Raw genomic sequence first — 21335 nt, 5'->3', positions numbered from 1 at the left:
TGGCGGCATGAACGTACTGGGCAACCTCCAGTCGCGCGCCGCCGCCAATCCTGCGCACATTGTGTTAAGCGAGGGCGCTGATCCCCGGATCGTTGCGGCCGCTGTACGTGCGGTTGCAGCCGGACTGGGGCAAGTCACTCTTGTCGGTGCACAGGATGCAATTGTTGCCCAGTTGGCCGCCATTGATGCCGCGCCCACAGACGCTTTGCGCATCGCTGATCCTGCCACGTCGCCCCTGCCCGCTGACGTCGCGGATAGCTATTACCAGCTGCGCCAGCACAAAGGCGTCAGCCGCGATGTGGCCGAAACGCAGGCGCATGATCCACTGATCTTTGCCGCCATGCTTGTCCGTATGGGCCATGCGGATGGCACCGTCGGCGGGGCCGTCGCCACGACATCCGACACTGTGCGTGCCGCGTTACAAATTATCGGCAAGGCCGAGGGTGCCGCATTAGTATCCAGCTTTTTCTTAATGGTGCTGCCTGAAAACCATCCGTCCGGGCGCGATGCTATGATCTTTTCCGACTGCGGTTTGGTGATTGACCCGAACGCAGGCGAACTAGCCGCCATTGCCGCACAATCTGCCGCATCATGCACGGCCCTTATGGGCGGAATCCCCAAAGTGGCATTGCTGTCTTTTTCCAGCAAAGGCAGTGCGCGCCATGCAGCCGTGTCCAAAGTAAGCGACGCATTAGACACCCTCAAATCCGCCCACCCTAATCTATTGGCAGACGGTGAATTGCAGTTCGATGCCGCCTTTGTACCTGAGGTCGGCGCAAGCAAAGCCAAAGGCTCAGATGTGTCTGGCCATGCCAATGTAATGATCTTTCCCAACCTTGATGCCGGGAATATCGGTTACAAAATCGCCCAACGCGTCGGGGGATGCACCGCAATTGGCCCTGTTTTGCAAGGCCTTGCAAAACCGGCCAATGACCTGTCTCGTGGCTGCACCGCCGATGACGTCGTGCACATGATCGCAGTCACCGCCCTACAAGTCGCCGCCCAAAAGGAACGCACATGACACAGCCCAAGCTAGATCTGTCGCCCAAAGTCTCAGACGAGATCCGCAAGACGACCTGCTATATGTGCGCCTGCCGGTGCGGGATCAACGTGCACCTGAAATCTGGTAAGGTCGCCTATATCGAAGGCAACCGCGATCACCCGGTGAACAAAGGCGTACTGTGCGCCAAAGGGTCGGCCGGCATCATGCAAATCAACGCGCCTTCCCGCCTTAAGGCCCCTCTGAAACGGGTCGGTCCGCGTGGCTCTGGCGCGTTCGAGGAAATCAGCTGGGACGAAGCCCTGCAAATTGCCACCGATTGGCTGGACCCCATCCGCAAGGACAGCCCCGAAAAGCTGGCTTTTTTTACGGGGCGCGATCAATCGCAATCGTTTACCAGCTTTTGGGCGCAGAATTTTGGCACGCCCAACTATGCGGCCCATGGTGGTTTCTGTTCGGTCAATATGGCGGCGGCAGGCATCTATACGATGGGCGGCGCGTTCTGGGAATTTGGTCAGCCTGACTGGGATCACACCAAGCTGTTCATGCTGTTTGGCGTGGCCGAAGACCACGATAGCAACCCGATCAAAATGGGCATTGGCAAGATCAAAGCCCGTGGCGCGCGCGTCATTGGCGTGAACCCAATCCGCACTGGTTATAACGCTGTGGCTGACGATTGGGTTGGCATCACGCCCGGCACAGACGGGTTGTTTATCCTAAGCCTCGTGCATTGCCTCATGAAGGCTGGCAAGATCGATTTGAATTACCTTGCGCAATTCACCAACGCACCTTGCCTTGTGAATGGCGACGAAAAATCCCCCGAATTCGGCCTGTTGTTGCGGGATGACGCGGGCAAAGAACTGGTCATAGATCGCGCAACCGGCAAGCTAACCCCCTTTGATCAAAAAGACGTTCAGCCAGACCTTTCCGCCACGCATCGCCATGCAGGCATCAGCCACCGCACCGTGATGCAGCACATGGCCGAACGCTATCTTACCGATGAATACGCACCCGAAACCGTGGCTGAGCGCGTCGGCATTTCCGCCAAACGCATCCGAACGCTTGCCGCTGAAATCGCCCGCGTCGCCTTTGATGAAGCGTTTGAATTGGATCAGGAATGGACCGATTTTCGCGGTCAAACGCACAAGAAAATGCAAGGGCGCCCTGTGTCATTCCACGCCATGCGCGGGATTTCAGCCCATGCGAATGGTTTCCAGACCTGCCGCGCACTGCACGTGCTACAAATCCTATTGGGCAGCGTCGAAGTCCCCGGCGGCTTTCGCTTCAAACCACCCTATCCCAAACCCGCCACCGCGCACCCTAAACCCCATTGCGCCGTAACACCCGACTGCCCGCTTGACGGACCGCACTTGGGCTTTACCCATGGGCCCGATGATTTAGCCCTGAAAGACGACGGGACCCCGGCGCGCATCGACAAGGCCTTTACTTGGGACAACCCCATGTCCTCTCATGGCCTGATGCACATGGTGATTTCAAACGCCCATGCGGGTGATCCCTACAAGATCGATACGCTGTTTATGTACATGGCGAACATGTCGTGGAATTCGTCGATGAACACCGGCGGCGTGATGGAGATGCTGACGGACAAAGACGAAGACGGCGAATATGTCATTCCCCGGATCATCTATTCCGATGCGTATAGTTCGGAAATGGTCGCCTATGCCGACTTGATCCTGCCCGACACGACGTACCTTGAACGGCACGACTGCATCTCGCTGCTGGACCGCCCAATTAGCGAGGCTGACGCCATCGCAGATGCGATCCGTTGGCCTGTGATCGAACCGGACCGCGATGTGCGCGGTTTCCAATCGGTGCTGTGTGAATTGGGCGCGCGGCTGGAACTGCCCGGCTTCATCAACAAAGACGGCAGCCAAAAATACGCCGATTACGCCGACTACATCGTCAATCACCAACGCAAACCGGGTATTGGCCCCCTCGCAGGATGGCGCATGGGTGAAAAGGGTCTGACCTCTGGGCGTGGTGATGTGAACGAAGGGCAGCTCGACAACTACATCGAAAACGGCGGCTTCTTTGTCGAACACATCCCCGAGGGGGCGAACTACTATAAACCGTGGAACGCCGCCTATCAGGATTGGGCGGTCAAGATGGGAGTCTTCGACAGCCCACAACCCTATCTGTTCTCGCTTTATGTTGAACCGTTACGTCGCTTCCAACTGGCAGCCGAAGGCGTCGGCGAACGACAACCCCCCGAACATCTGCGTGACCGCATCAAGGAAACGATGGACCCTCTGCCAATCTGGTACGACCCGTCGCCCGACAACAAAGCAGACGAATTTCCGATCACCGCACTGACGCAACGCCCAATGGCGATGTATCATTCGTGGGGTTCGCAAAACGCATGGCTGCGCCAATTGCATGGGCACAACCCGCTGTATTTGCCGACCAAGCTAATGCAAGAACACGGGCTGACAGACGGCGACTGGGCCAAGGTCACCTCGCCGCACGGCGAGATCACCGTGCCTGTCCTTGAAATGGCGGCGCTGAACGAAAATACAGTCTGGACATGGAATGCCATCGGCAAACGCAAAGGCGCATGGGCGCTGGATGAAAACGCGCCCGAGGCCACCAAAGGCTTTCTGCTAAACCACTTGATCCACGAACTGCTACCGCCCAAAGGTGATGGGTTGCGATGGGCCAACTCGGACCCCATCACAGGACAAGCCGCATGGTTTGACCTCAAGGTACGGATCGAAAAATCTGACGTACAAAATGAATCCCAACCGGTCATGCCGCCGATTGCATCGCCAGTTGAAAAAGACAAAGGCGATCTGGTTTGGAAGGTGGGCAAATGACCTCGATCCAACGCACCCTCTTATGTATCGCAATCTTCCTGACTTTGGCGATCGGCTCGTTCATATGGTTCGTCGCCAACTGGGACAAAACACAAACCCAGACCCTTGGCAGCTCAATCGCCGACCCAATGCGCTCCAATCCTTTCTTCATCTTGCCAAATAAACTCCGGGGGTTTGGGGGCTGGCCCCCAATCCTAGACCACCCACAAGCGAGGCAGCTGACATGACCCAACTCCCTCAAAGCACAGTCAAAAAACTCGGCCTTGTTATTGATCTCGACACGTGCGTCGGATGCCACGCCTGCGTGATCTCTTGCAAAGGCTGGAACACCGAAAACTATGGCGCGGCCTTGTCTGACACCGATGCCTACGGCGCGGAACCATCGGGCACGTTCCTCAACCGTGTTCACAGCTACGAAGTACAACCAGCCCCAAGCATCGACCAACCCGACCCGGCAGCACAGTTGATCCACTTTCCCAAATCCTGCCTGCATTGCGAAGACGCGCCTTGTGTGACCGTCTGCCCCACTGGTGCTAGCTATAAACGGGTTGAAGACGGCATTGTACTGGTCAACGAATCCGACTGCATCGGTTGCGGGTTGTGTGCATGGGCCTGTCCGTACGGCGCGCGCGAAATGGATGCCGTGGAAAAGGTAATGAAGAAATGCACGCTCTGTGTGGACCGCATCTATAACGAAAACCTGCCCGAGATTGATCGCGAACCGGCCTGTGTGCGCACCTGCCCGTCAAATGCGCGTCATTTTGGCGACTTCAACGACCCTGAAAGCAACGTGTCGAAACTGACGGCAGAACGGGGCGGCATGAACTTGATGCCTGAACAAGGCACCAAACCTGTGAACAAGTACCTGCCGCCACGCCCCAAAGACACATTGTCGGCGCCCGCGGGCGATATCGATATCCTCGCGCCTTACCTCGAACCCGTCGCACAAGAGGCCAAAGGCTTCCTTGGTTGGCTCGACAAAACGCTGGAGAAGCTCTGATGCATCCCGCACCTTCCGTCATCTTTTTCACTGTGTTCAGCGGGCTTGGCTTTGGGTTACTGACATTTCTGGGGCTGGGCTATCCCGGCGTGACCGGGTTCACGGCTTTCGTCTTTTTTGCCATCGCTTTTATCTGTGCAGTGGGTGGGCTGATTTCGTCCACCTTCCACCTTGGCCACCCTGAGCGCGCGCTCAAAGCGTTCACACAGTGGCGCTCTTCTTGGTTAAGCCGAGAAGGCTGGTGCGCCGTGATCGCGCTGCTTGTTATGGCGCTATACGGTGCAGGGTTGGTGTTTTTTGATGCCCGCTGGACGCTGCTGGGACTGATCGGGTCGGTCTTTTCACTACTGACCGTTTTCACCACGTCAATGATCTATACCCAACTCAAAACCGTCCCTCGGTGGCATTCACCATTGACGCCCGTGATGTTCCTAAGCTGCGCAATTGCGGGTGGCGCGTTGATGTCGGGGCAAGTCACGTGGGCGACGTTTCTTTTGGCAATCGCTGGCGTTGTTCAGGTCAGTCTTTGGGTTGTCGGGGACGGCGCATTTACCAAATCTGGCACCACACTGGCCAGCGCAACTGGGCTTGGCCCACGCGGAGACGTGCGCGCCTTTGAACCGCCGCACACTGGCACAAACTACCTGCTGCGCGAGTTTACCTTTGAGGTGGGACGCAAACACAGCCTAAAGCTGCGGGTGATCGCCATTGTACTGATGGCCGTTCTGCCTGTGCTTTTGTTGGTCATGCCATTTTCACACGGCGGTGCTGCTTTGGCCGTTCTTAGCCATATCGCAGGCCTGCTTGCGGCGCGCTGGTTGTTCTTTGCGGAGGCCGAGCACGTGGTCGGTTTGTATTACGGTAAAAGGTAAGGTGCACATATGTGCACCTTACGTATCGTTTTACAAAAGACCGGCGTGCTTTAACCCTGCGTCAACCAGCGCTTTTGTTTCATCCGAAAGGCCTGTCAGTGGCAGACGTACCTCGTCAGAACACAGCCCCACACGCGACATAGCGTATTTAACACCAACCAGACCGGGTTCGGTAAAGATCGCTTTGTGCAGCGGCATCACCTTGTCCTGAATCTCCAGCGCTTTGGCAAAGTCGCCCGCAAGGCAGGCTTCCTGCATTTGGCTCAGCAGTTTGGGCGCCACGTTGGCCGTGACCGAAATACAGCCCGTCCCGCCTTGGGCATTAAAGCCATGCGCCGTCGCATCCTCGCCCGAAAGTTGGATGAAATCAGGACCACAAGACATCCGCTGATCACACACACGCGCCAAATCACCCGTCGCGTCCTTCACCCCGACGATACGGGGTAGTTTGGCCAATTCACCCATTGTTTCGGGCGTCATATCGATGACGGAACGGCCAGGGATGTTGTAAATGATGATCGGAATATCGGCGCAATCATGCAGCGCAGTGAAATGCGCAATCAAACCACGTTGCGTTGGCTTGTTATAATAAGGCGTGACGACCAAAGCGGCATCCGCACCTGCCTTCTTCGCGAATTGCACAAAGCGCATCGCCTCAACCGTGTTGTTTGACCCGGCACCTGCAATGACAGGCACGCGTCCCGCAACAGACTTCACGACTGTATCGATCACCGTTTCATGTTCGTCATGGGTCAGCGTCGGGCTTTCGCCCGTGGTGCCCACAGGCACAAAGCCGTGTGACCCTTCGCCGATATGCCACTCGACCAGCTTCTTAAGCGTATCCAGATCCAAAGCGCCGTTACGAAACGGCGTGATGAGGGCAGGCATAGAACCTTTAAACATTCTCACGCTCCTTTTTTACGTGTGGCAGGCAGATGGGCCTGGGATGAATTGTCGCCTATCTTGCAAACGTGAGTTGTAACCTTCACGCGCAAAGATATGCTGAAAATGACTAGCCATGCACACACAGGAATTGCAAGTGATCAGCCGTTTTGCCGCCACCTTGATTGCGCTTTTTCTGATGGCTGTGGCCGCAGGGGCAGAACGCCCGCGCCCATTGGGCTGGGCCATGGATGCAATGCGAGGCGGAAATTGGGATACGGCGGCGACGTTGGCGGCCCGTGATGGGCCTGTCGCGGCTGACATCATCGAATGGCATCGCCTGCGTGCCGGGCGTGGCACCTATGAAGACGTCACCGCCTTTCTAACCCGCCGCCCCGATTGGCCGGGAGAGGCGTTTTTACGTCGCCGCGCCGAGCCCGCCGTGGCGGCAGCCGGGCCGCAAGCCCTATTAACGTTTTTCGCAGAAACACTACCGCAAACCGCCCTTGGTGTGCTGGACTACGCGGCTGCTCAAACTGAGGCAGGCAACAATGGTGAGGCCGAAGCCAACATCGTGCTGGCGTGGCGCACGATGGACATGCCGAATTCCACCCATGCGTTATTTTTATCGCGCTATGGCGACCTGCTGGCCGCTCATCACGCTGCGCGAACCGATGCGATGCTGTGGGCCCGTGAACGGGGCGACGCAGCCGATATGTTTGACCTGATACCATCAGAACACGTGGCACTGGCCCGTGCGCGCATCGCTTTGCAAACCCGTGCCGACACGGTGGATGCGCGTCTGGCCGCGGTGCCCGATGCTTTGCAAAATGACGCAGGCCTTGCGCATGATCGCTTTGAATGGCGTATCCGCAAGGGCCGTTGGTCGGACGCCAAAGCGCTGCTTTTGGAACGTTCAACGTCTGTGCAGGCGCTTGGCCAACCCCAAGCATGGGGCAACCGCCGCCGCGCTATGGCGCGCGATGAAATGCGCGATGGCAACCCGACCCGCGCTTATCAAATGGCATCGCAGCACTTCCTTACCGAAGGATCAGACTTTGCCGATCTGGAATGGCTGTCGGGTTACATCGCCTTGCGCCAGTTGAATGATCCTGAATTGGCACTGGGGCATTTCAAAGCCCACCAAAACGCCACCCGTTCGCCAATTTCGCTTGGCCGCGCAGGGTATTGGACCGGGCGTGCCTATGAGGCAATGGGCGATGAAGCCGCCGCGCGTTTGGCCTATGCCGTGGGCGCACAATATCAAACTGCATTTTATGGCTTGCTGGCCGCCGAACGCGGCGGGTTGCCCTTTGACCCCACCCTTGATGGATCAGAAGTTTTTCCCGACTGGCGCATCTCCGAACTCAACAGGCGCGACTTGTTTCAAGCGGGTATGCTGTTGCAAGCCTCGGGTGAATTGAACGTTGCTGAGCGTTTCTGGACCCATCTGGCCGAAGATTTAAACCGCACGCAAGCCGCACAACTGGGACAAGCGGCCATCGACGCCGACCAGCCGCATTTGGCCGTGATGATCGGCAAACGCGTTGCGCGGCGCAGTATAACGATCCCGGCCCCCTACTATCCGCTGCATCCTTTGGCCAAGGCTGACCTGCCCATGGCCCCAGAAATGAGCCTTGCCATCGCCCGTCGTGAAAGCGAATTTGACCCCGTTGTGCAATCCGGCGTCGGTGCGCGCGGGTTGATGCAGATCATGCCCGCAACAGCTGCCGAGGTCGCCGGGTCTTTGGGGCGCAGTGCCGAACACACGACAGATCGCCTGATCACGGACCCCGTTTATAACGCCGAACTGGGTTCGGCTTTCCTTAGCCAATTGGCGGCGCGTTTTGATGGCAATGTGGTGCTGATGTCGGCCGCCTATAATGCAGGGCCCAGCCGCCCGATCCGTTGGATGGAACTTTATAGTGACCCCCGCACTGGCACGCCTGATTTCGACATCATCGATTGGATCGAATTCATCCCATTCCGCGAAACCCAGAACTATGTCATGCGCGTGGCCGAAAGCTTGCCGGTCTATCGCGCCCGCCTTGGCGGCGACCCTTTGCCCGTTCCGTTCACTCAGGAACTGATTGGATCAACTTTGTTGCCGTTCGCGCCAAAGGGTGAATAGACCCGCGCCCACAACAATCAGCGCCCCAATGACCACGTTGATTTCCAAAAGTTCGCCAAAGACCACAATGCCAACGCCCGCAGCAAACACCATTTGAAGGTATGCAAAGGGCTGCACGGCGCTTGCTTCGGCCACTTCGTAGCATCGGATCAACAGCCAGTGCCCCAGTGATCCTGTTATACACAGCGCACCCATCCACAGCCAATCCGGCCCCGTCATGGGTTGCCAAAACCACACCCCAACAGCCGTCATTCCCACGGCCCCGACGGTACCTGTCCAGAAAAAACTGGTCGCAGCGGTGTCATCGCGAGCAACAAAGCGCGTCAGCAAACCATAGGTCGCAAACATGATCGCAGCGATCAACGGGATGATGGCCGCCGGGTCAAACACCCCCAAACCGGGTTTCAGGATGAACAGCACTCCGATAAATCCGACACCGATGGCAGCCCAACGCCGCCAGCCAACATGTTCACCCAAAATAGGTCCCGACAAAGCAGCAATCAGCAGCGGATAAGCGGCAAAAACCGCATGGCTTTCGACCAGCCCAAGGATGGTGAAACCTGTCACCATCACACAAATTTCTGCGGCCAACAGGGCGCCGCGCGTCATCTGGATAACGGGCCGCGACGTGCGCGCCGCGGCGACAATGCCCCCAGCCTTGCGCCCCGCGACAGTGATGACGAAGGCGGCAAAGAACCAATAGCGAACCATCACAACCATATAGACGTTATATTCGCCCGCCAAATGGCGCGAAATTCCGTCTTGGCTTGCGAACACAACCGAGGTGGCGACCATCAACGCGATGCCCAGCTTGGTGTTGTTGCCCGCGCTCATGTCAGCACCGCGCGGCTCATGTGGCGTTTGCGACCAAATCCGGGGGTGCGTTCAACGCTAAAACCTGCATCCGTCAGGCCTCGGCGCACAAAACCTGCCGCCGTATACGTCGCAGCCGTGCCTTGTGGATGGGTATGACGCGCGACATCTGCCATCAGGTCTGCGCCCCACATCTCGGGGTTCTTGGCGGGCGAAAAGCCGTCTAAATACCACGCATCTGCGCGCCCTTGCCATGCGGGCAAGGTCTGACGCACATCGCCCGCAATCACCTGTAATGTCGCATCCGCAAATGTCGCCTGCCCGTCAGAGCCCAGCTTTGCGATCAACTCGACCGCCAAGGGCGCAAGGTCAGGAAATGCGGCCAAAGCGGCCTCCATATCAGCAGGCGCCATTGGATAAGCCTCAAAACTGGTAAAGTGAAACGTCCCCGGCGCGCCGAATTCCCGCCATGCAGCCCATGTGGTCAAAAAGTTCAAACCTGTCCCGAACCCCAGTTCGGCGATCGCAAACCCGTCACAGAACCGCACAGGCAGATCATTGCCGTCCAGAAACACGTGCCGCGTTTCGGCCAACCCATTGTCCAAACTAAAATAGGGATCATCAAAACGCACCGATACCGGGACCGCACCATCGCGCCACTCCAGTTCTGCCTGCTGGTCCTGCATTGCCTGTCCTTGTAAGAAGAGCGCCTGATAGCGACGACCTTGGCGGAAGGAAACAGGCTTGGCAACGGACAAGATCACAGTATGCGGTGCAGGCATCTTTGGCCTGTCGATTGCATGGGTGCTGCGCCAACGCGGCGCGAACGTGCAGGTCATTGACCCTAACGGGGTCGCCGCCGGGGCAAGTGGTGGCATCGTGGGCGCGCTGGCGCCACACGTGCCGGAAAACTGGAACCCTAAAAAGCAGTTCCAGCTGGAAAGCTTGCTAATGGCCGAAGGGTTCTGGCACGAAGTGCAAGAGGTTTCGGGAATGTCTCCCGGCTATGCCCGCAGTGGGCGCGTGCAACCCGTGGCAAATGTCGCGGCCCTTGATCTGGCCCGTGCGCGGGCTGAAACTGCCAAAGACCTGTGGGGCGACGCGGCCACATGGGTTGTGCGCAACATCCAAGATCAAAATTGGTGCGCCCCAAGTGTGATGGGCGTGGAAATTTACGATAGTCTGAGCGGGCGCATTCACCCCAAACAATCGTGCATCGCGCTGGCGGCTGCATTGGCGGCGCGCGGTGTACCCGTCCTTGCGGACGGTCCCGACACCAGCATCACGATTCACGCCACTGGCGTCGCAGGCCTTGAGGCGCTCAATGCCAATCACACCCGCATGGTTGGGGCGGGCATCAAGGGCCAAGCCGTGCTGCTGGATTTCGCGATGCCCGACGCGCCCCAACTGTTTGCCGACACGCTGCACATCATTCCGCACGGCGATGGCACCACGGCCATCGGGTCAACCACAGAACGCGAATATGCCGACCCCTACGGCACGGACCGCCAGCTTGATGACATCCTCACACGCGCCCGCACCGCCGTCCCGGCCTTGCGTGATGCACCTGTCCTTGCCCGCTGGGCAGGCCTGCGCCCGCGCAGCCGTAGTCGCGCACCGATGCTGGGGCCGTGGCCCGACAGGCCGGGACATTTCATCGCGAACGGAGGGTTCAAGATCGGCTTTGGCATGGCCCCCAAAGTCGCCCATGTGATGGCAGACCTAATCCTTGAGGGGCGCGACACAATCCCCAAAGGGTTCGACGTCGCAGCATCATTCTAGGCCTCGGCCTGCATGCACAGCCGTCCATCCGGGCCACGCACCCAAAACGAGCGTCCCTTACGACACAGGGTCGCGCCCTCGGTGTGGGTCAAAGGCGCGGTCGCGCGAAAGGAAAACTGCGTCAGCGGGCCCAAAGCGCGTTCCGCCATCAACATCAGGTGCTGCGCCAACAAGGGGCCGTGCACCACCAATCCATCATAGCCCTCGACGTCTTTTGCATAGGGTTGGTCATAGTGGATGCGGTGGCCATTGAACGTCAGCGCGGAATAGCGAAACAACAACGTCGCATCAAAGTGCACCTGCTCAGAGGCGTCTTCATCCGTCGCCGCCACCGGTGCAACGGGGCGCGGGGCGTCTGGCGTAGGGTCTTCGCGATAGACCAAATCCTGCCACTCGCTCAGACACAAAGCACCCGCCTGCCACACCTCGTGGCGCAGCGTGACAAAGGCCAATGGCCCAGTGCGCCCCTGTTTATGCGTGGCCGTTTCGCAGAACGAAAGACGCGTCGCATCGGCCCCCAAACGTAAGGGGGCTTCAAATTTCAAACGCCCACCGGCCCACATGCGGCGCGCCAAGCCCATATCTGGGATCAAGCCGCCGACTTTAGGATGCCCATCACGGCCCAAAGCGTCAGGCGGTTGCGGTGTCCAAAAATAGAGCTGGTGAAAGAAAGGCGGCAGCGCGTCCCCGGCCTTTAGCGTCGGCGTTTGACCCAACGCGACCTGCATCGCCTGTGCGCGGGCGGCGTCCATCACATCACTTTGACGAACGCTGTTGGAAAGGTCATCTTGCATAGCGCCGAATATGCGCGAGGGATCAGTGATGGAACAGCCTAAACTACAAAGCCTTGACCACCTTGTCCTGACGGTAGCCAACTTGGACGCGACAGTGCACTTTTACACATCCGTTTTGGGCATGACGCACGCGCCGTTTCAAGTGGCTGACGGCAGCACGCGCCATGCGCTTCGGTTTGGCAAACAAAAGATCAACCTGCATGCCCAAGGGGCCGAATTTGATCCCAAAGCGCGCGCGCCAGCGCCGGGCACGGCTGATTTGTGTTTTCTGACCGACACACCGCTTTCAGACTGGGAAGCGCATTTGGCTGGGAAAGGGATCACCATCGAAGATGGTCCCGTTCCGCGCTCTGGTGCGACTGGGCCAATCCTGTCGCTTTACCTGCGTGATCCAGACGGAAATCTGATCGAGGTCAGTACACCTAACGCTTAATTTCAGCGTGCAGCTTTTCCATCAAGGTGGTCAGGGACTTGGTGTAATGATCGGATTTTAACAGGCCGTTGTCATCAAAAGCCTCGTAACACGCCGCCAAATGGAATTCTGGTCCGGGCAACATGCGTGGATGAAACGGCAGAATGTAACCACGCAAGATCATCTGCGCCCGTTCACCGCCAGCCCGACCGGCTGCGGATGACATTACGGCCACAGGCTTGTCCGCCCAAGGATTCCCTTCGACACGGCTGACCCAATCAAGCGCGTTCTTAAGTGCACCTGAGGGACCTTTGTTGTATTCTGGCGTGGACAAGATCACCGCGTCGACGCTGGTGATTTGATCGGCAAGAGCAAGCGCGGGCGCAGGAATGCCCTCGGCGTCCTCAAGATCGCCGTCATAAAGCGGCATCTGCAAATCAGCTTCGGCATAAGAACAGTCGCCAAAAAGGCGTGCCGCTTCGCGTAGCAATTTGCGATTTGTGGATTCTGCGCGCAGTGATCCAGATATGCCCAACAGTGTCGGCGTGCCCATTTTCTATCCCCTTTTCTTTGCCAAGCACCATGACGTTTGCACACGACAAAGCAAGAGGCCCAAGATCACATCTTGGGCCTCTGTCTGAAAAGTCTTGGAACTGCCGTTTAGGCGTTGGGCAAGATCACGATCTCGACCCGACGGTTCTGGGCTTTGCCCTCGGGGGTAAAGTTCGACGCGATCGGTTGGCTTTCGCCGCGACCAAAGGCTTGCACGCGGTTGAACGGCACGCCTTGGTTCAGCAACACATTGGACACCGCATTGGCGCGCTGTTCGCTGAGCGTTTGGTTAAAGCTGGCCTCGCCATCGGAATCTGTATGACCGACAACTTGGACCGTCGAATTGGGATAGCGTTGCAAGCTTTGCGCCAGTGCCGCCATGTCATTGTTCAGCCCGGGTCGCACGGTCGAGCTGTTGGTGGCAAACAGGATCGCATCAGGGAAAGACACGATCAACCGATCACCGGTGTTCGTAATCGTCACACCACTGTCCAAATCGCGGCGCAGCTCGGCCTCTTGCTGATCCAAGCTGTAGCCGATGCCAGCACCAACGCCCGCACCCAGAACGGCGCCGGTCAGGATACCTTCGCGGTCGTCCTTGATCAGCGCACCAAGTACCGCCCCAGATGCGGCACCGATCAGTGCGCCCTGATTGCGTTTTTGGTTGGGATTGTCAGGGTTGGCACCCGGTTGCGTCGGGTCCGTACACGCACCAAGCACAAAAGCTGCGCCAAGGGCGATGGAAAGGGGGAGTTTCATCATCGTATATATCCTACTGCCTTCAAAGAACGGCCTTGTTCGGGCAAGGCGCATTATGATGACCCTAAGATAAGGCCACTTGTGGGGGACAAAATAGGGGGAATAAAAAATAAGCGGCATCTCGCGCACTCAAAACGCGCCATTTCCGGGTTACGCTTCGGCGCGCGCAGACTCGTACGCCAACAAAGCGCGCTTTACCGGCAAACCCCAGTGATACCCGCCCAAAGCACCAGATTTGCGCAAGGCCCGGTGACACGGGATCAGCCAACTGACCGGGTTGCGCCCAACGGCAGTTCCAACTGCGCGCACGGCACGCGGATTGCCGATACTGCCTGCGATTTCCGAATAGGTGGTGACGTGCCCACTTGGTACTTGCAGCAAGGCCTCCCACACTTTGATCTGAAACGGCGCACCGATCAGGTAAAGCGGCGCGGGGTCCGGCCCTGCGTCTTTGGCCCTAAAGGCCGCCAACACCCAAGGACGCAGGCGGGGCGCGTCCTCAACAAAGGTGGCGTTTGGCCAACGTCGGACAAGGTCCTGCATCGCCCATTCTTCGCCCATCTCAGCCGAGAACCCCAAACCGCAAATGCCTTTGTCTGTGCCCATGATCAGTGCGCGGCCAAAGGGGCTGTCAAACCAGCCCAAATAGATCGTCAGCCCTGCGCCGCCCTTGGCATAGTCGCCGGGGCTCATGGCTTCCCAACGCAGAAACAAATCATGCAAGCGACCTGACCCGCTTAGGCCCGACGCATGTGCAGTCTCAAGCGTGGTAAAACGATCCGCCAACAGCGTTTTGGCATGGCCCAGCGTCAGGTATTGTTGAAAGCGCTTGGGCGACACGCCGACCCAACGCGAAAAGATGCGCTGGAAATGCGCGGGGCTCATCCCCATTTCGGCGGCCAACGCATCAAGGCTTAGCGGATCCTCGGCACCGTCGATCAGATCGATGGCGCGCCGCATAACGTTGAAATGATAGCTGGTGTCGGTGTCGTTGAGTGTTGTGTGTTCCATAGCCGTCAAATTATGTCCAAACGGGCACGGGCGCGACCCGTTTCCTGCGCAACAAAACGCGCCTTAATCGATATTCAGTCCGGTGGGCAAGCCGTCCATGCTGGTTTGGTTTTCCGCCTGCCAATAGGCACGAATGCCTTCGGGGCCCTTGTTGTCATGCCAGTTTTCAATTGCGGCACGCTCGCCCTGATAATCGAGCAATGGCACCCCATACCCACACGAGGTTTGCACCAAATCGATGCGCAACATCATGATCTGCCTTGTCCCCAATGGCACATCCCCGTCGTAGTGCTCCGACATCAGATTTGAAAACGCGTCGGTGTCCCACCCCAAGGATTTACCCGTGCCATAAAGGCGCATGATCAAGGGCGGGCCATCGACGGCGCAAAACATAATGGTCATACGCCCATCGGCCAGCATATGGGCGGCGGTTTCGTTCCCGCTGCCGGTGCGGTCAAGGTAGATGACCGTTGTGTCATCGATGATGCGCAGCGCACCGATTTCGCGCGGCGAGATGTTGATGCGACTGTCAGCGGTCGCCGACCCCGTAAAGAACATGTGTTGGCGCTTGATGAAGTCCTTGTGTGCCGCGCTCAACGTCTCAAATTGCTTTGCCATTGTCATGCCCTTGTGCTGTCGTCATGTGGTCAACTTAAAGCCGAACACATAATTCGGCCACGTCTTTCAGCAGTGATCCCACGATCCCGTGCGATGATGTGTCTCTTTTTGTGACTCCGCTTGCCCGCCGCCCGAAATTTCCCCATACCGAGCCCCATGGCAAAACAGCTTGATTATCATACGATCCGCGCGATCTTTTCCCGCTTTCAGACGGCAGAACCCGAGCCCGAAGGCGAACTAGAACACGTCAACGTCTATACGTTGGTTGTGGCAGTGGCCTTGTCGGCGCAGGCCACAGATATCGGCGTAAACAAAGCGACGCGGGCGCTGTTCAAAATAGCGGACACACCGCAAAAGATGCTGGATCTGGGCCTTGAAGGTGTGACTGAGCACATCAAGACAATCGGCCTATTTCGCCAGAAAGCCAAGAACGTGATCAAGCTGTCACAAATTCTGGTCGATGATTATGGCGGCGAGGTCCCCAATTCCCGCGCAGCACTGCAATCACTGCCCGGTGTCGGGCGCAAAACGGCCAATGTCGTGTTGAACATGTGGTGGAGCCAGCCTGCTCAGGCCGTGGACACCCACATTTTTCGCCTTGGCAACCGCACCGGCATCGCGCCGGGCAAAACAGTGGACGCGGTCGAACGCGCCATCGAAGACAACATCCCGGCCGATTTTCAATTGCATGCGCATCACTGGATGATCCTGCACGGCCGCTATACTTGTGTGGCACGTAAACCCAAATGCGGGGCGTGCCTGATCCGTGATCTCTGCCCGTTTGAGGACAAAACTGAATGACCAAATATAAACTCGCCGGTATCGGCAACGCCGTTGTCGATGTGATTTCCCATGCTGACGATTCCTTTTTGGACCTGATGGGGATCGAAAAAGGCATCATGCAACTGATCGAACGCGATCGGGGCGAGGTGCTTTATGGCGCGATGAAGGAACGCCTTCAAACCCCCGGCGGCGCTGTGGCCAACACAGTTGCTGGCGTTGGTGCGTTGGGCTTGCCGACTGCATTTATCGGGCGCGTGCATGACGACAGCTTGGGCAAATTCTATGCGCAATCCATGCAAGACAGCGGCACCGATTTTGTGAACACCCCTGTTGCAGGCGGTGATCTGCCCACTTCGCGGTCGATGATCTTTGTGTCGCCCGACGGAGAGCGGTCGATGAACACCTATTTGGGCATCTCGACCGAACTTGGCCCCAATGATGTTCCGCAAGATGTGGCCGCTGGCGCTGAAATCATGTTCCTTGAAGGATACTTGTTCGACAAGGACAAGGGTAAAGAAGCTTTTCGCCAAGCGTCGCGCACAACCCGTGCCGCCGGGGGCATTTCAGGCATCGCGATCTCTGACCCGTTCTGTGTCGATCGTCACCGCCCAGATTTCTTGGATATGATCGACAACGAATTGGATTATGTGATCGGCAACGAACACGAGATCAAATCCCTGTTTGAAACCGACGACCTTGAAGCCGCACTGGCCAAAACAGCCGCGATGGTCCCATTGATGGTTTGCACCCGTTCTGGTGACGGCGTGACCATCATCGGACGCGGCGAGCGCCACGATATCCCTGTCGATTTGGTGACACCGGTTGATGCGACAGGCGCCGGCGATCAGTTCGCGGCGGGCTTTATCTATGGTCTTGCCACGGGCCGCGATCTGGCGACCTGTGGGCGTATGGGGAACCTGTGTGCTGCTGAGGTTATCAGCCATATCGGGCCACGCCCACAGATCGATATGAAGCGGGAATTCGTGGCGGCAGGTTTGGAATAGCGTCTGTGTCGCGGTTCGGTCACGTGGTCATTTTGAGTATTTGGAGAACAATGAAGCGATGTTGAGCGACGGCTTTCATAATGTGCCTGCGGGCAAGATCGCTATGGTTGTCACCGAACTTGAAATGAGCGCACCGAAATTGCGCGACGTGGCCTGCCCCGACGGGGTGCGTTTTGATCAGATAAACCCGGATGTGGCTGAATACCGCGATCTGTTCACACGCGTTGGTCAAGATTGGTTGTGGTTCGGGCGCAGTGTGATCACCGATGCTGCTTTGGCGGAGATCATCAACGATCCATTGGTGCACATCTATACGCTGACCAAAGACGGCGAGGCCGAAGCGCTGCTAGAACTGGATTTCCGCAAGAACGGCGAATGCGAGTTGGCCTATTTCGGCGTTACGGCCCCTTTGATTGGCACAGGGGCTGGGGCCTATCTGATGGACCGCGCAATTGAACTTGCCTTTCTGAGCGGCATCGACCGCTTTCATTTGCACACGTGCAGCATTGATAGCCCGGCAGCACTTGGGTTTTATCGGCGGTCGGGATTTATCCCCGTGCGCCGCAGCATTGAGGTTGCGGACGATCCGCGCCTCAAACATGGGTATGACCGAGCATTGGCCCCACACGTGCCAATCATCGAAGGCTAGCGATCAGCGCCGCACCAAGCCGTCACAATGTCGCCCGGCAAGGCAATCCTGCATCTCACTGGCTTGGGCCTTGGTGGGTTGTCCAAACAAGAACCCACCGCAGGCATTTGTGCTAAGCACATAGCCCTCGGCAGTTTCGCGCAGGAAGCCAAGGCTATCGCCCGGTTGCGGCGACGGACACCATGGCCCGGCACAGCGCACCTCTAGTGTTACATTGGCCTCAAACTGCACCGGTTTTCCGCGTGCGCGCAGCACTTTCCCTTTGAAGGTTGCAGGGATCAATGTTTTGGTCGGGGTCGCCTGTTGGTTCTCCCAATCGGTTTGGGGCAAACGATTTAGATCAAAGTCGAGCGTGCCGTGGACGGGCAGGTAAGCTTCCTTGGCGTTAGCCGCTTGAATATAAGCGTTCGCGACGCTGTGCGGTACGCATGACAAAGCCAAAGCCGGTAATGGCAGAAGCGTCAGAACGAAAATCAGATAGCGCATGAAATGTCCCCTTTGTGGGCTGCTGGCGGGCTGACCCACCCTGCGCCCAAGACCTGATGTTATGCAATATCGCCCATTTCTGCTCCTACAAATGAGCAGAAAACGCCGCCAGCACCGCCACGTAAACATCACGTTTGAACGGCACGATCGCGTCGGGCAATTCGGCGACAGGCATCCAGCGCCAAGCCGAAAACTCGGGTTCTTCGGTGGCGATATTTACCTGTGCATCACTGCCCGAAAAGCGCAGCAGAAACCACTTTTGCTTTTGCCCGCGATACTTGCCCTTCCACAATTTCGGGATCAGGTCATGCGGCAGTTCGTAGGGAATCCAATCGCTTGATTCCGCCACGACGTCGACCAAATCAGGGGTGATTCCGGTTTCTTCCTCCAATTCACGCAAGGCGGCGGCGCGTGGGTCTTCGCCTTTGTCGATGCCGCCTTGGGGCATTTGCCAAGCATCCCGGGAATTGTCTTTGCGCTGACCGACCCAGACTTGGCCATCAGCATTCAGCACCATCACGCCAACATTCAGGCGGTAGGGCAATTTAGCGATCTGTTCAGGGGTCATGGCAGTACTTTCATCATCTGAGCGCATTTTTTCGAATTTGAACGTTGCGCGTCACTGTTTCGGGCTGAATAGCATGAAAGCCAACGGCGGCAAACGCGGGTTGAACCATAAGGCGCATCGCTCAAAAGCGTCCGACTTTCCCTGCCGCATTTTGCCAAACTCGACCATATCACCTTGCCTTGACGCCGCGTTTGTCGTGACATCCCGCGTCTGTTGCCTGACACCTTAATAAAATTCGCTTCCGGAGGACACCATGACCACATACCCGCATCTACTTGCCCCGCTGGACCTTGGGTTCACCACGTTGAAAAATCGGGTGCTGATGGGGTCTATGCACACCGGGCTTGAAGAAACAAAAGACTGGAACCGGGTCGCCGAATTCTATGCCGAGCGGGCGCGCGGCGATGTCGGGCTGATGGTAACAGGTGGGATCGGGCCAAACCTTGAGGGATCAGTGCTGCCCGGTGCCGCGATGATGACTACGCAAACCGACATCGACAACCATGGCATCGTGACCAAGCGCGTGCATGACGCAGGCGGCAAGATCGCGATGCAAATCTTGCATGCCGGGCGATATGCCTATGGGCCGATGTGTGTGGCACCATCAGCGGTGAAATCCCCGATCTCGCCCTTTCCGCCGTCTGAGTTGGACGAGGATGGCATCGAAAAACAGATCAGCGACATTGTCGCCACGGCCGAGCGCGCAAAACAAGCGGGCTATGACGGGGTCGAGATCATGGGCTCCGAAGGATATTTCCTGAACCAGTTCCTTGTCACCCACACCAACAAGCGCACAGACCGGTGGGGCGGATCATATGAAAACCGTATGCGCCTGCCTATCGAGGTGGTGCGCCGTGCCCGCGAGGCTGTGGGTACGGATTTTATCATCATCTACCGTTTGTCGATGATTGACCTTGTGCCCAACGGATCAACCTTTGACGAAGTGGTGCAACTGGCCAAGGAAATCGAAAAAGCCGGGGCGACGATTATTAACACCGGCATCGGCTGGCACGAAGCCCGCATTCCGACCATCGCCACATCTGTGCCGCGTGCGGCGTTCGCGTGGGTGACGAAAAAACTGATGGGTCAGGTGGGTATCCCGGTTATCACCTCAAACCGCATCAACACGCCCGACGTGGCCGAAGACGTGCTGGCAACCGGCTGCGCCGATATGGTGTCTATGGCGCGGCCCATGCTGGCGGATGCGCACTTTGTCGCCAAAGCGGCGGCGGGCAACGGTGCGCAAATTGCGCCCTGCATTGCCTGCAATCAGGCGTGCCTTGATCACACGTTTTCCGGCAAGCTGAGTTCGTGCCTTGTGAACCCACGCGCCTGTAATGAAACCGAGCTGGTCATTGAAACCGCCGCGACGCCCAAATCCATCGCCGTTGTGGGCGCGGGTCCGGCAGGGCTGTCCGCTGCAATAACGGCCGCGGAACGCGGGCACAAAGTGACACTGATTGACCGCGCCGATGAAATTGGCGGACAGCTGAACATGGCGAAACAAGTGCCTGGCAAGGAAGAGTTCTGGGGGTTGGTTGATTGGTATCGCACCATGGTGGCCGAAATGGGCATTGAAGTGCGCCTTGGCACGGAAGCGACCGTTGAAACATTGACGGGGTTTGACGAGGTCATCATCGCAACGGGCGTGTTGCCGCGTGACACGGCCATTCCCGGGCAAGACGGCGCGAATGTGCATTCCTATATAGATGTGTTGAAAAAGCGCAGCGTGCCCGGCAAGCGCGTGGCTGTGATTGGCGCAGGCGGCATTGGCTTTGATGTGTCGGAATTCCTTGTGCACCAAGGCGACAGCCTGACCGAAAACTTGCCAGACTGGATGGTTGAATGGGGGGTGAGCGACCCCGGTGAACATCGCGGCGGCCTTGCCCCCGAAGGTAGCCAACCCGACGCCCCTGCCCGCGCTGTTACGCTGTTGCAGCGAAAGGCGGAAAAGCACGGGAAACGGCTGGGCAAAACGACGGGATGGATTCACCGCGCCGCTCTTAACATGAAGGACGTGCAATTCGTCGCAGGTGTGAACTATGAACGGATCGACGACGACGGCCTGCATGTGTCGTTCGGTGAGGCGCGTGAAAACCCGACGCTGATCGAGGTCGACGACATCGTGATGTGTGCCGGACAAGTCCCAGACCGCTCCCTTGCGGATGCGTTGGAACAGGCGGGCATCGCACATCACATCATCGGCGGCGCAGATGTCGCGGCGGAACTTGACGCCAAACGCGCCATTGATCAGGGCACGCGGCTGGCGGCAACGCTGTGATTACTGCATTTGCAGCGCATCCAGCCGTATTTAAAGGTCAGCCCGGTGCCAATCCGTCCTTGTCGGTATTGTTACCGACAGCACATTTTTTTACCGCGTCCGGC

The 21335-nt window shown here is 57.8% G+C and carries 21 protein-coding genes; 11 read left to right on the top strand and 10 right to left on the bottom strand.

The genetic code is table 11. From position 1 onward, the window contains the following. Positions 1 to 7 precede the first annotated feature (7 nt). From pta to ABJF76_RS19305, 4 genes are all read left to right on the top strand, one after another. Positions 8 to 1021, top strand: coding sequence for a phosphate acetyltransferase (gene pta / locus ABJF76_RS19320; RefSeq protein WP_413822639.1), 1014 nt, complete (start codon positions 8 to 10; stop codon positions 1019 to 1021). Beyond that, a complete protein-coding gene (locus tag ABJF76_RS19315; protein ID WP_413820333.1) occupies positions 1018 to 3834 on the top strand; it encodes a molybdopterin oxidoreductase family protein in 2817 nt (938 codons plus the stop codon). The genes pta and ABJF76_RS19315 overlap by 4 nt, the downstream gene beginning before the upstream one ends. A 223-nt stretch (positions 3835 to 4057) precedes the next feature. Continuing rightward, a complete protein-coding gene (locus ABJF76_RS19310) occupies positions 4058 to 4834 on the top strand; it encodes a 4Fe-4S dicluster domain-containing protein (RefSeq protein ID WP_413820332.1) in 777 nt (258 codons plus the stop codon). Further along, positions 4834 to 5706 (top strand): dimethyl sulfoxide reductase anchor subunit family protein, encoded by an 873-nt coding sequence (locus ABJF76_RS19305; protein WP_413820331.1) that lies wholly within the window; start codon positions 4834 to 4836, stop codon positions 5704 to 5706. Before ABJF76_RS19310 ends, ABJF76_RS19305 begins: the two co-directional genes overlap by 1 nt. Before the next feature lie 30 nt (positions 5707 to 5736). Here ABJF76_RS19305 and dapA read toward each other — a convergent pair whose 3' ends face one another. Next, positions 5737 to 6609 carry a 4-hydroxy-tetrahydrodipicolinate synthase gene (gene dapA / locus ABJF76_RS19300; RefSeq protein WP_413820330.1) on the bottom strand — a complete coding sequence of 291 codons (873 nt, stop codon included), beginning with the start codon at positions 6607 to 6609 and terminating at the stop codon, positions 5737 to 5739. A gap of 115 nt (positions 6610 to 6724) precedes the next feature. Here dapA and ABJF76_RS19295 point away from each other — a divergent pair, with 115 nt between their 5' ends. After that, on the top strand, positions 6725 to 8719 hold the full coding sequence (locus ABJF76_RS19295; protein ID WP_413820329.1) for a transglycosylase SLT domain-containing protein: 1995 nt from the start codon (positions 6725 to 6727) through the stop codon (positions 8717 to 8719). Here the strand turns inward: ABJF76_RS19295 and ABJF76_RS19290 are convergent. Together ABJF76_RS19290 and mnmD are read right to left on the bottom strand one after the other, a co-directional pair. Then, positions 8684 to 9553, bottom strand: coding sequence for a DMT family transporter (locus tag ABJF76_RS19290; protein WP_413820328.1), 870 nt, complete (start codon positions 9551 to 9553; stop codon positions 8684 to 8686). The genes ABJF76_RS19295 and ABJF76_RS19290 overlap by 36 nt on opposite strands. Beyond that, positions 9550 to 10218 carry a tRNA (5-methylaminomethyl-2-thiouridine)(34)-methyltransferase MnmD gene (gene mnmD, locus ABJF76_RS19285; protein ID WP_413820327.1) on the bottom strand — a complete coding sequence of 223 codons (669 nt, stop codon included), beginning with the start codon at positions 10216 to 10218 and terminating at the stop codon, positions 9550 to 9552. Before mnmD ends, ABJF76_RS19290 begins: the two co-directional genes overlap by 4 nt. 58 nt (positions 10219 to 10276) lie before the next feature. Between mnmD and ABJF76_RS19280 the strand changes: the two genes are divergently transcribed. Continuing rightward, the gene (locus ABJF76_RS19280) at positions 10277 to 11314 is read left to right on the top strand and encodes an NAD(P)/FAD-dependent oxidoreductase (RefSeq protein ID WP_413820326.1); all 1038 of its coding nucleotides are present in this window, start codon (positions 10277 to 10279) and stop codon (positions 11312 to 11314) included. Here the strand turns inward: ABJF76_RS19280 and ABJF76_RS19275 are convergent. Then, positions 11311 to 12066 (bottom strand): MaoC family dehydratase N-terminal domain-containing protein, encoded by a 756-nt coding sequence (locus ABJF76_RS19275; protein ID WP_413820325.1) that lies wholly within the window; start codon positions 12064 to 12066, stop codon positions 11311 to 11313. The two genes, ABJF76_RS19280 and ABJF76_RS19275, sit on opposite strands and share 4 nt — an antisense overlap. 70 nt (positions 12067 to 12136) lie before the next feature. On the opposite strand from ABJF76_RS19275, the gene ABJF76_RS19270 reads away from it, so the two are divergent. Continuing rightward, positions 12137 to 12541 carry a VOC family protein gene (locus ABJF76_RS19270; RefSeq protein WP_413820324.1) on the top strand — a complete coding sequence of 135 codons (405 nt, stop codon included), beginning with the start codon at positions 12137 to 12139 and terminating at the stop codon, positions 12539 to 12541. Here the strand turns inward: ABJF76_RS19270 and ABJF76_RS19265 are convergent. The 4 genes from ABJF76_RS19265 to ABJF76_RS19250 form a co-directional block, all read right to left on the bottom strand. Continuing rightward, the gene (locus ABJF76_RS19265) at positions 12531 to 13073 is read right to left on the bottom strand and encodes an NADPH-dependent FMN reductase (protein ID WP_413820323.1); all 543 of its coding nucleotides are present in this window, start codon (positions 13071 to 13073) and stop codon (positions 12531 to 12533) included. The genes ABJF76_RS19270 and ABJF76_RS19265 overlap by 11 nt on opposite strands. Before the next feature lie 107 nt (positions 13074 to 13180). Further along, the gene (locus ABJF76_RS19260) at positions 13181 to 13831 is read right to left on the bottom strand and encodes an OmpA family protein (protein ID WP_413820487.1); all 651 of its coding nucleotides are present in this window, start codon (positions 13829 to 13831) and stop codon (positions 13181 to 13183) included. A 150-nt stretch (positions 13832 to 13981) separates the two neighbouring features. Continuing rightward, a complete protein-coding gene (locus ABJF76_RS19255; protein ID WP_413820322.1) occupies positions 13982 to 14842 on the bottom strand; it encodes a methylated-DNA--[protein]-cysteine S-methyltransferase in 861 nt (286 codons plus the stop codon). A 63-nt stretch (positions 14843 to 14905) separates the two neighbouring features. Beyond that, positions 14906 to 15460, bottom strand: a complete 555-nt coding sequence (locus ABJF76_RS19250; protein ID WP_413820321.1) for a pyridoxamine 5'-phosphate oxidase family protein — start codon at positions 15458 to 15460, stop codon at positions 14906 to 14908. Between the two features lie 156 nt (positions 15461 to 15616). Here ABJF76_RS19250 and nth point away from each other — a divergent pair, with 156 nt between their 5' ends. The 3 genes from nth to ABJF76_RS19235 are packed head-to-tail and all read left to right on the top strand — an operon-like array spanning position 15617 to position 17896. After that, positions 15617 to 16261, top strand: coding sequence for an endonuclease III (nth, locus tag ABJF76_RS19245; RefSeq protein WP_413820320.1), 645 nt, complete (start codon positions 15617 to 15619; stop codon positions 16259 to 16261). Beyond that, complete coding sequence (locus ABJF76_RS19240) at positions 16258 to 17247, top strand: adenosine kinase (RefSeq protein WP_413820319.1); 990 nt, start codon at positions 16258 to 16260, stop codon at positions 17245 to 17247. Before nth ends, ABJF76_RS19240 begins: the two co-directional genes overlap by 4 nt. Before the next feature lie 58 nt (positions 17248 to 17305). Next, positions 17306 to 17896, top strand: a complete 591-nt coding sequence (locus tag ABJF76_RS19235; protein ID WP_413820318.1) for a GNAT family N-acetyltransferase — start codon at positions 17306 to 17308, stop codon at positions 17894 to 17896. Between the two features lie 3 nt (positions 17897 to 17899). Here the strand turns inward: ABJF76_RS19235 and ABJF76_RS19230 are convergent, their stop codons facing one another. Continuing rightward, positions 17900 to 18382, bottom strand: a complete 483-nt coding sequence (locus tag ABJF76_RS19230) for a hypothetical protein (RefSeq protein ID WP_413820317.1) — start codon at positions 18380 to 18382, stop codon at positions 17900 to 17902. A gap of 85 nt (positions 18383 to 18467) precedes the next feature. Further along, positions 18468 to 18950, bottom strand: a complete 483-nt coding sequence (locus tag ABJF76_RS19225; RefSeq protein ID WP_413820316.1) for an RNA pyrophosphohydrolase — start codon at positions 18948 to 18950, stop codon at positions 18468 to 18470. 253 nt (positions 18951 to 19203) lie between these two features. Here ABJF76_RS19225 and ABJF76_RS19220 point away from each other — a divergent pair, with 253 nt between their 5' ends. Then, the gene (locus tag ABJF76_RS19220) at positions 19204 to 21231 is read left to right on the top strand and encodes an FAD-dependent oxidoreductase (RefSeq protein WP_413820315.1); all 2028 of its coding nucleotides are present in this window, start codon (positions 19204 to 19206) and stop codon (positions 21229 to 21231) included. Positions 21232 to 21335 lie beyond the last annotated feature (104 nt).

The organism is Tateyamaria sp. (genome assembly GCF_039940735.1).
In the GTDB taxonomy this organism is placed as follows: domain Bacteria; phylum Pseudomonadota; class Alphaproteobacteria; order Rhodobacterales; family Rhodobacteraceae; genus Tateyamaria.
This window is presented reverse-complemented; position numbering and strand designations above follow the sequence as displayed.

Excerpts from the sequence above, each read along its gene's own strand:
- dapA (WP_413820330.1), bottom strand. The coding sequence starts at position 6,609 with ATGTTTAAAGGTTCTATGCCTGCCCTCATCACGCCGTTTCGTAACGGC.
- ABJF76_RS19230 (WP_413820317.1), bottom strand. The coding sequence starts at position 18,382 with ATGCGCTATCTGATTTTCGTTCTGACGCTTCTGCCATTACCGGCTTTG.
- ABJF76_RS19220 (WP_413820315.1), top strand. The coding sequence starts at position 19,204 with ATGACCACATACCCGCATCTACTTGCCCCGCTGGACCTTGGGTTCACC.
- ABJF76_RS19295 (WP_413820329.1), top strand. The coding sequence starts at position 6,725 with ATGCACACACAGGAATTGCAAGTGATCAGCCGTTTTGCCGCCACCTTG.
- ABJF76_RS19315 (WP_413820333.1), top strand. The coding sequence starts at position 1,018 with ATGACACAGCCCAAGCTAGATCTGTCGCCCAAAGTCTCAGACGAGATC.
- ABJF76_RS19235 (WP_413820318.1), top strand. The coding sequence starts at position 17,306 with ATGTTGAGCGACGGCTTTCATAATGTGCCTGCGGGCAAGATCGCTATG.
- ABJF76_RS19225 (WP_413820316.1), bottom strand. The coding sequence starts at position 18,950 with ATGACCCCTGAACAGATCGCTAAATTGCCCTACCGCCTGAATGTTGGC.
- ABJF76_RS19310 (WP_413820332.1), top strand. The coding sequence starts at position 4,058 with ATGACCCAACTCCCTCAAAGCACAGTCAAAAAACTCGGCCTTGTTATT.
- ABJF76_RS19265 (WP_413820323.1), bottom strand. The coding sequence starts at position 13,073 with ATGGGCACGCCGACACTGTTGGGCATATCTGGATCACTGCGCGCAGAA.
- ABJF76_RS19305 (WP_413820331.1), top strand. The coding sequence starts at position 4,834 with ATGCATCCCGCACCTTCCGTCATCTTTTTCACTGTGTTCAGCGGGCTT.
- ABJF76_RS19290 (WP_413820328.1), bottom strand. The coding sequence starts at position 9,553 with ATGAGCGCGGGCAACAACACCAAGCTGGGCATCGCGTTGATGGTCGCC.
- ABJF76_RS19275 (WP_413820325.1), bottom strand. The coding sequence starts at position 12,066 with ATGGACGCCGCCCGCGCACAGGCGATGCAGGTCGCGTTGGGTCAAACG.
- ABJF76_RS19240 (WP_413820319.1), top strand. The coding sequence starts at position 16,258 with ATGACCAAATATAAACTCGCCGGTATCGGCAACGCCGTTGTCGATGTG.
- ABJF76_RS19270 (WP_413820324.1), top strand. The coding sequence starts at position 12,137 with ATGGAACAGCCTAAACTACAAAGCCTTGACCACCTTGTCCTGACGGTA.
- mnmD (WP_413820327.1), bottom strand. The coding sequence starts at position 10,218 with ATGCAGGACCAGCAGGCAGAACTGGAGTGGCGCGATGGTGCGGTCCCG.
- ABJF76_RS19250 (WP_413820321.1), bottom strand. The coding sequence starts at position 15,460 with ATGGCAAAGCAATTTGAGACGTTGAGCGCGGCACACAAGGACTTCATC.
- ABJF76_RS19260 (WP_413820487.1), bottom strand. The coding sequence starts at position 13,831 with ATGAAACTCCCCCTTTCCATCGCCCTTGGCGCAGCTTTTGTGCTTGGT.
- pta (WP_413822639.1), top strand. The coding sequence starts at position 8 with ATGAACGTACTGGGCAACCTCCAGTCGCGCGCCGCCGCCAATCCTGCG.
- nth (WP_413820320.1), top strand. The coding sequence starts at position 15,617 with ATGGCAAAACAGCTTGATTATCATACGATCCGCGCGATCTTTTCCCGC.
- ABJF76_RS19255 (WP_413820322.1), bottom strand. The coding sequence starts at position 14,842 with ATGGAACACACAACACTCAACGACACCGACACCAGCTATCATTTCAAC.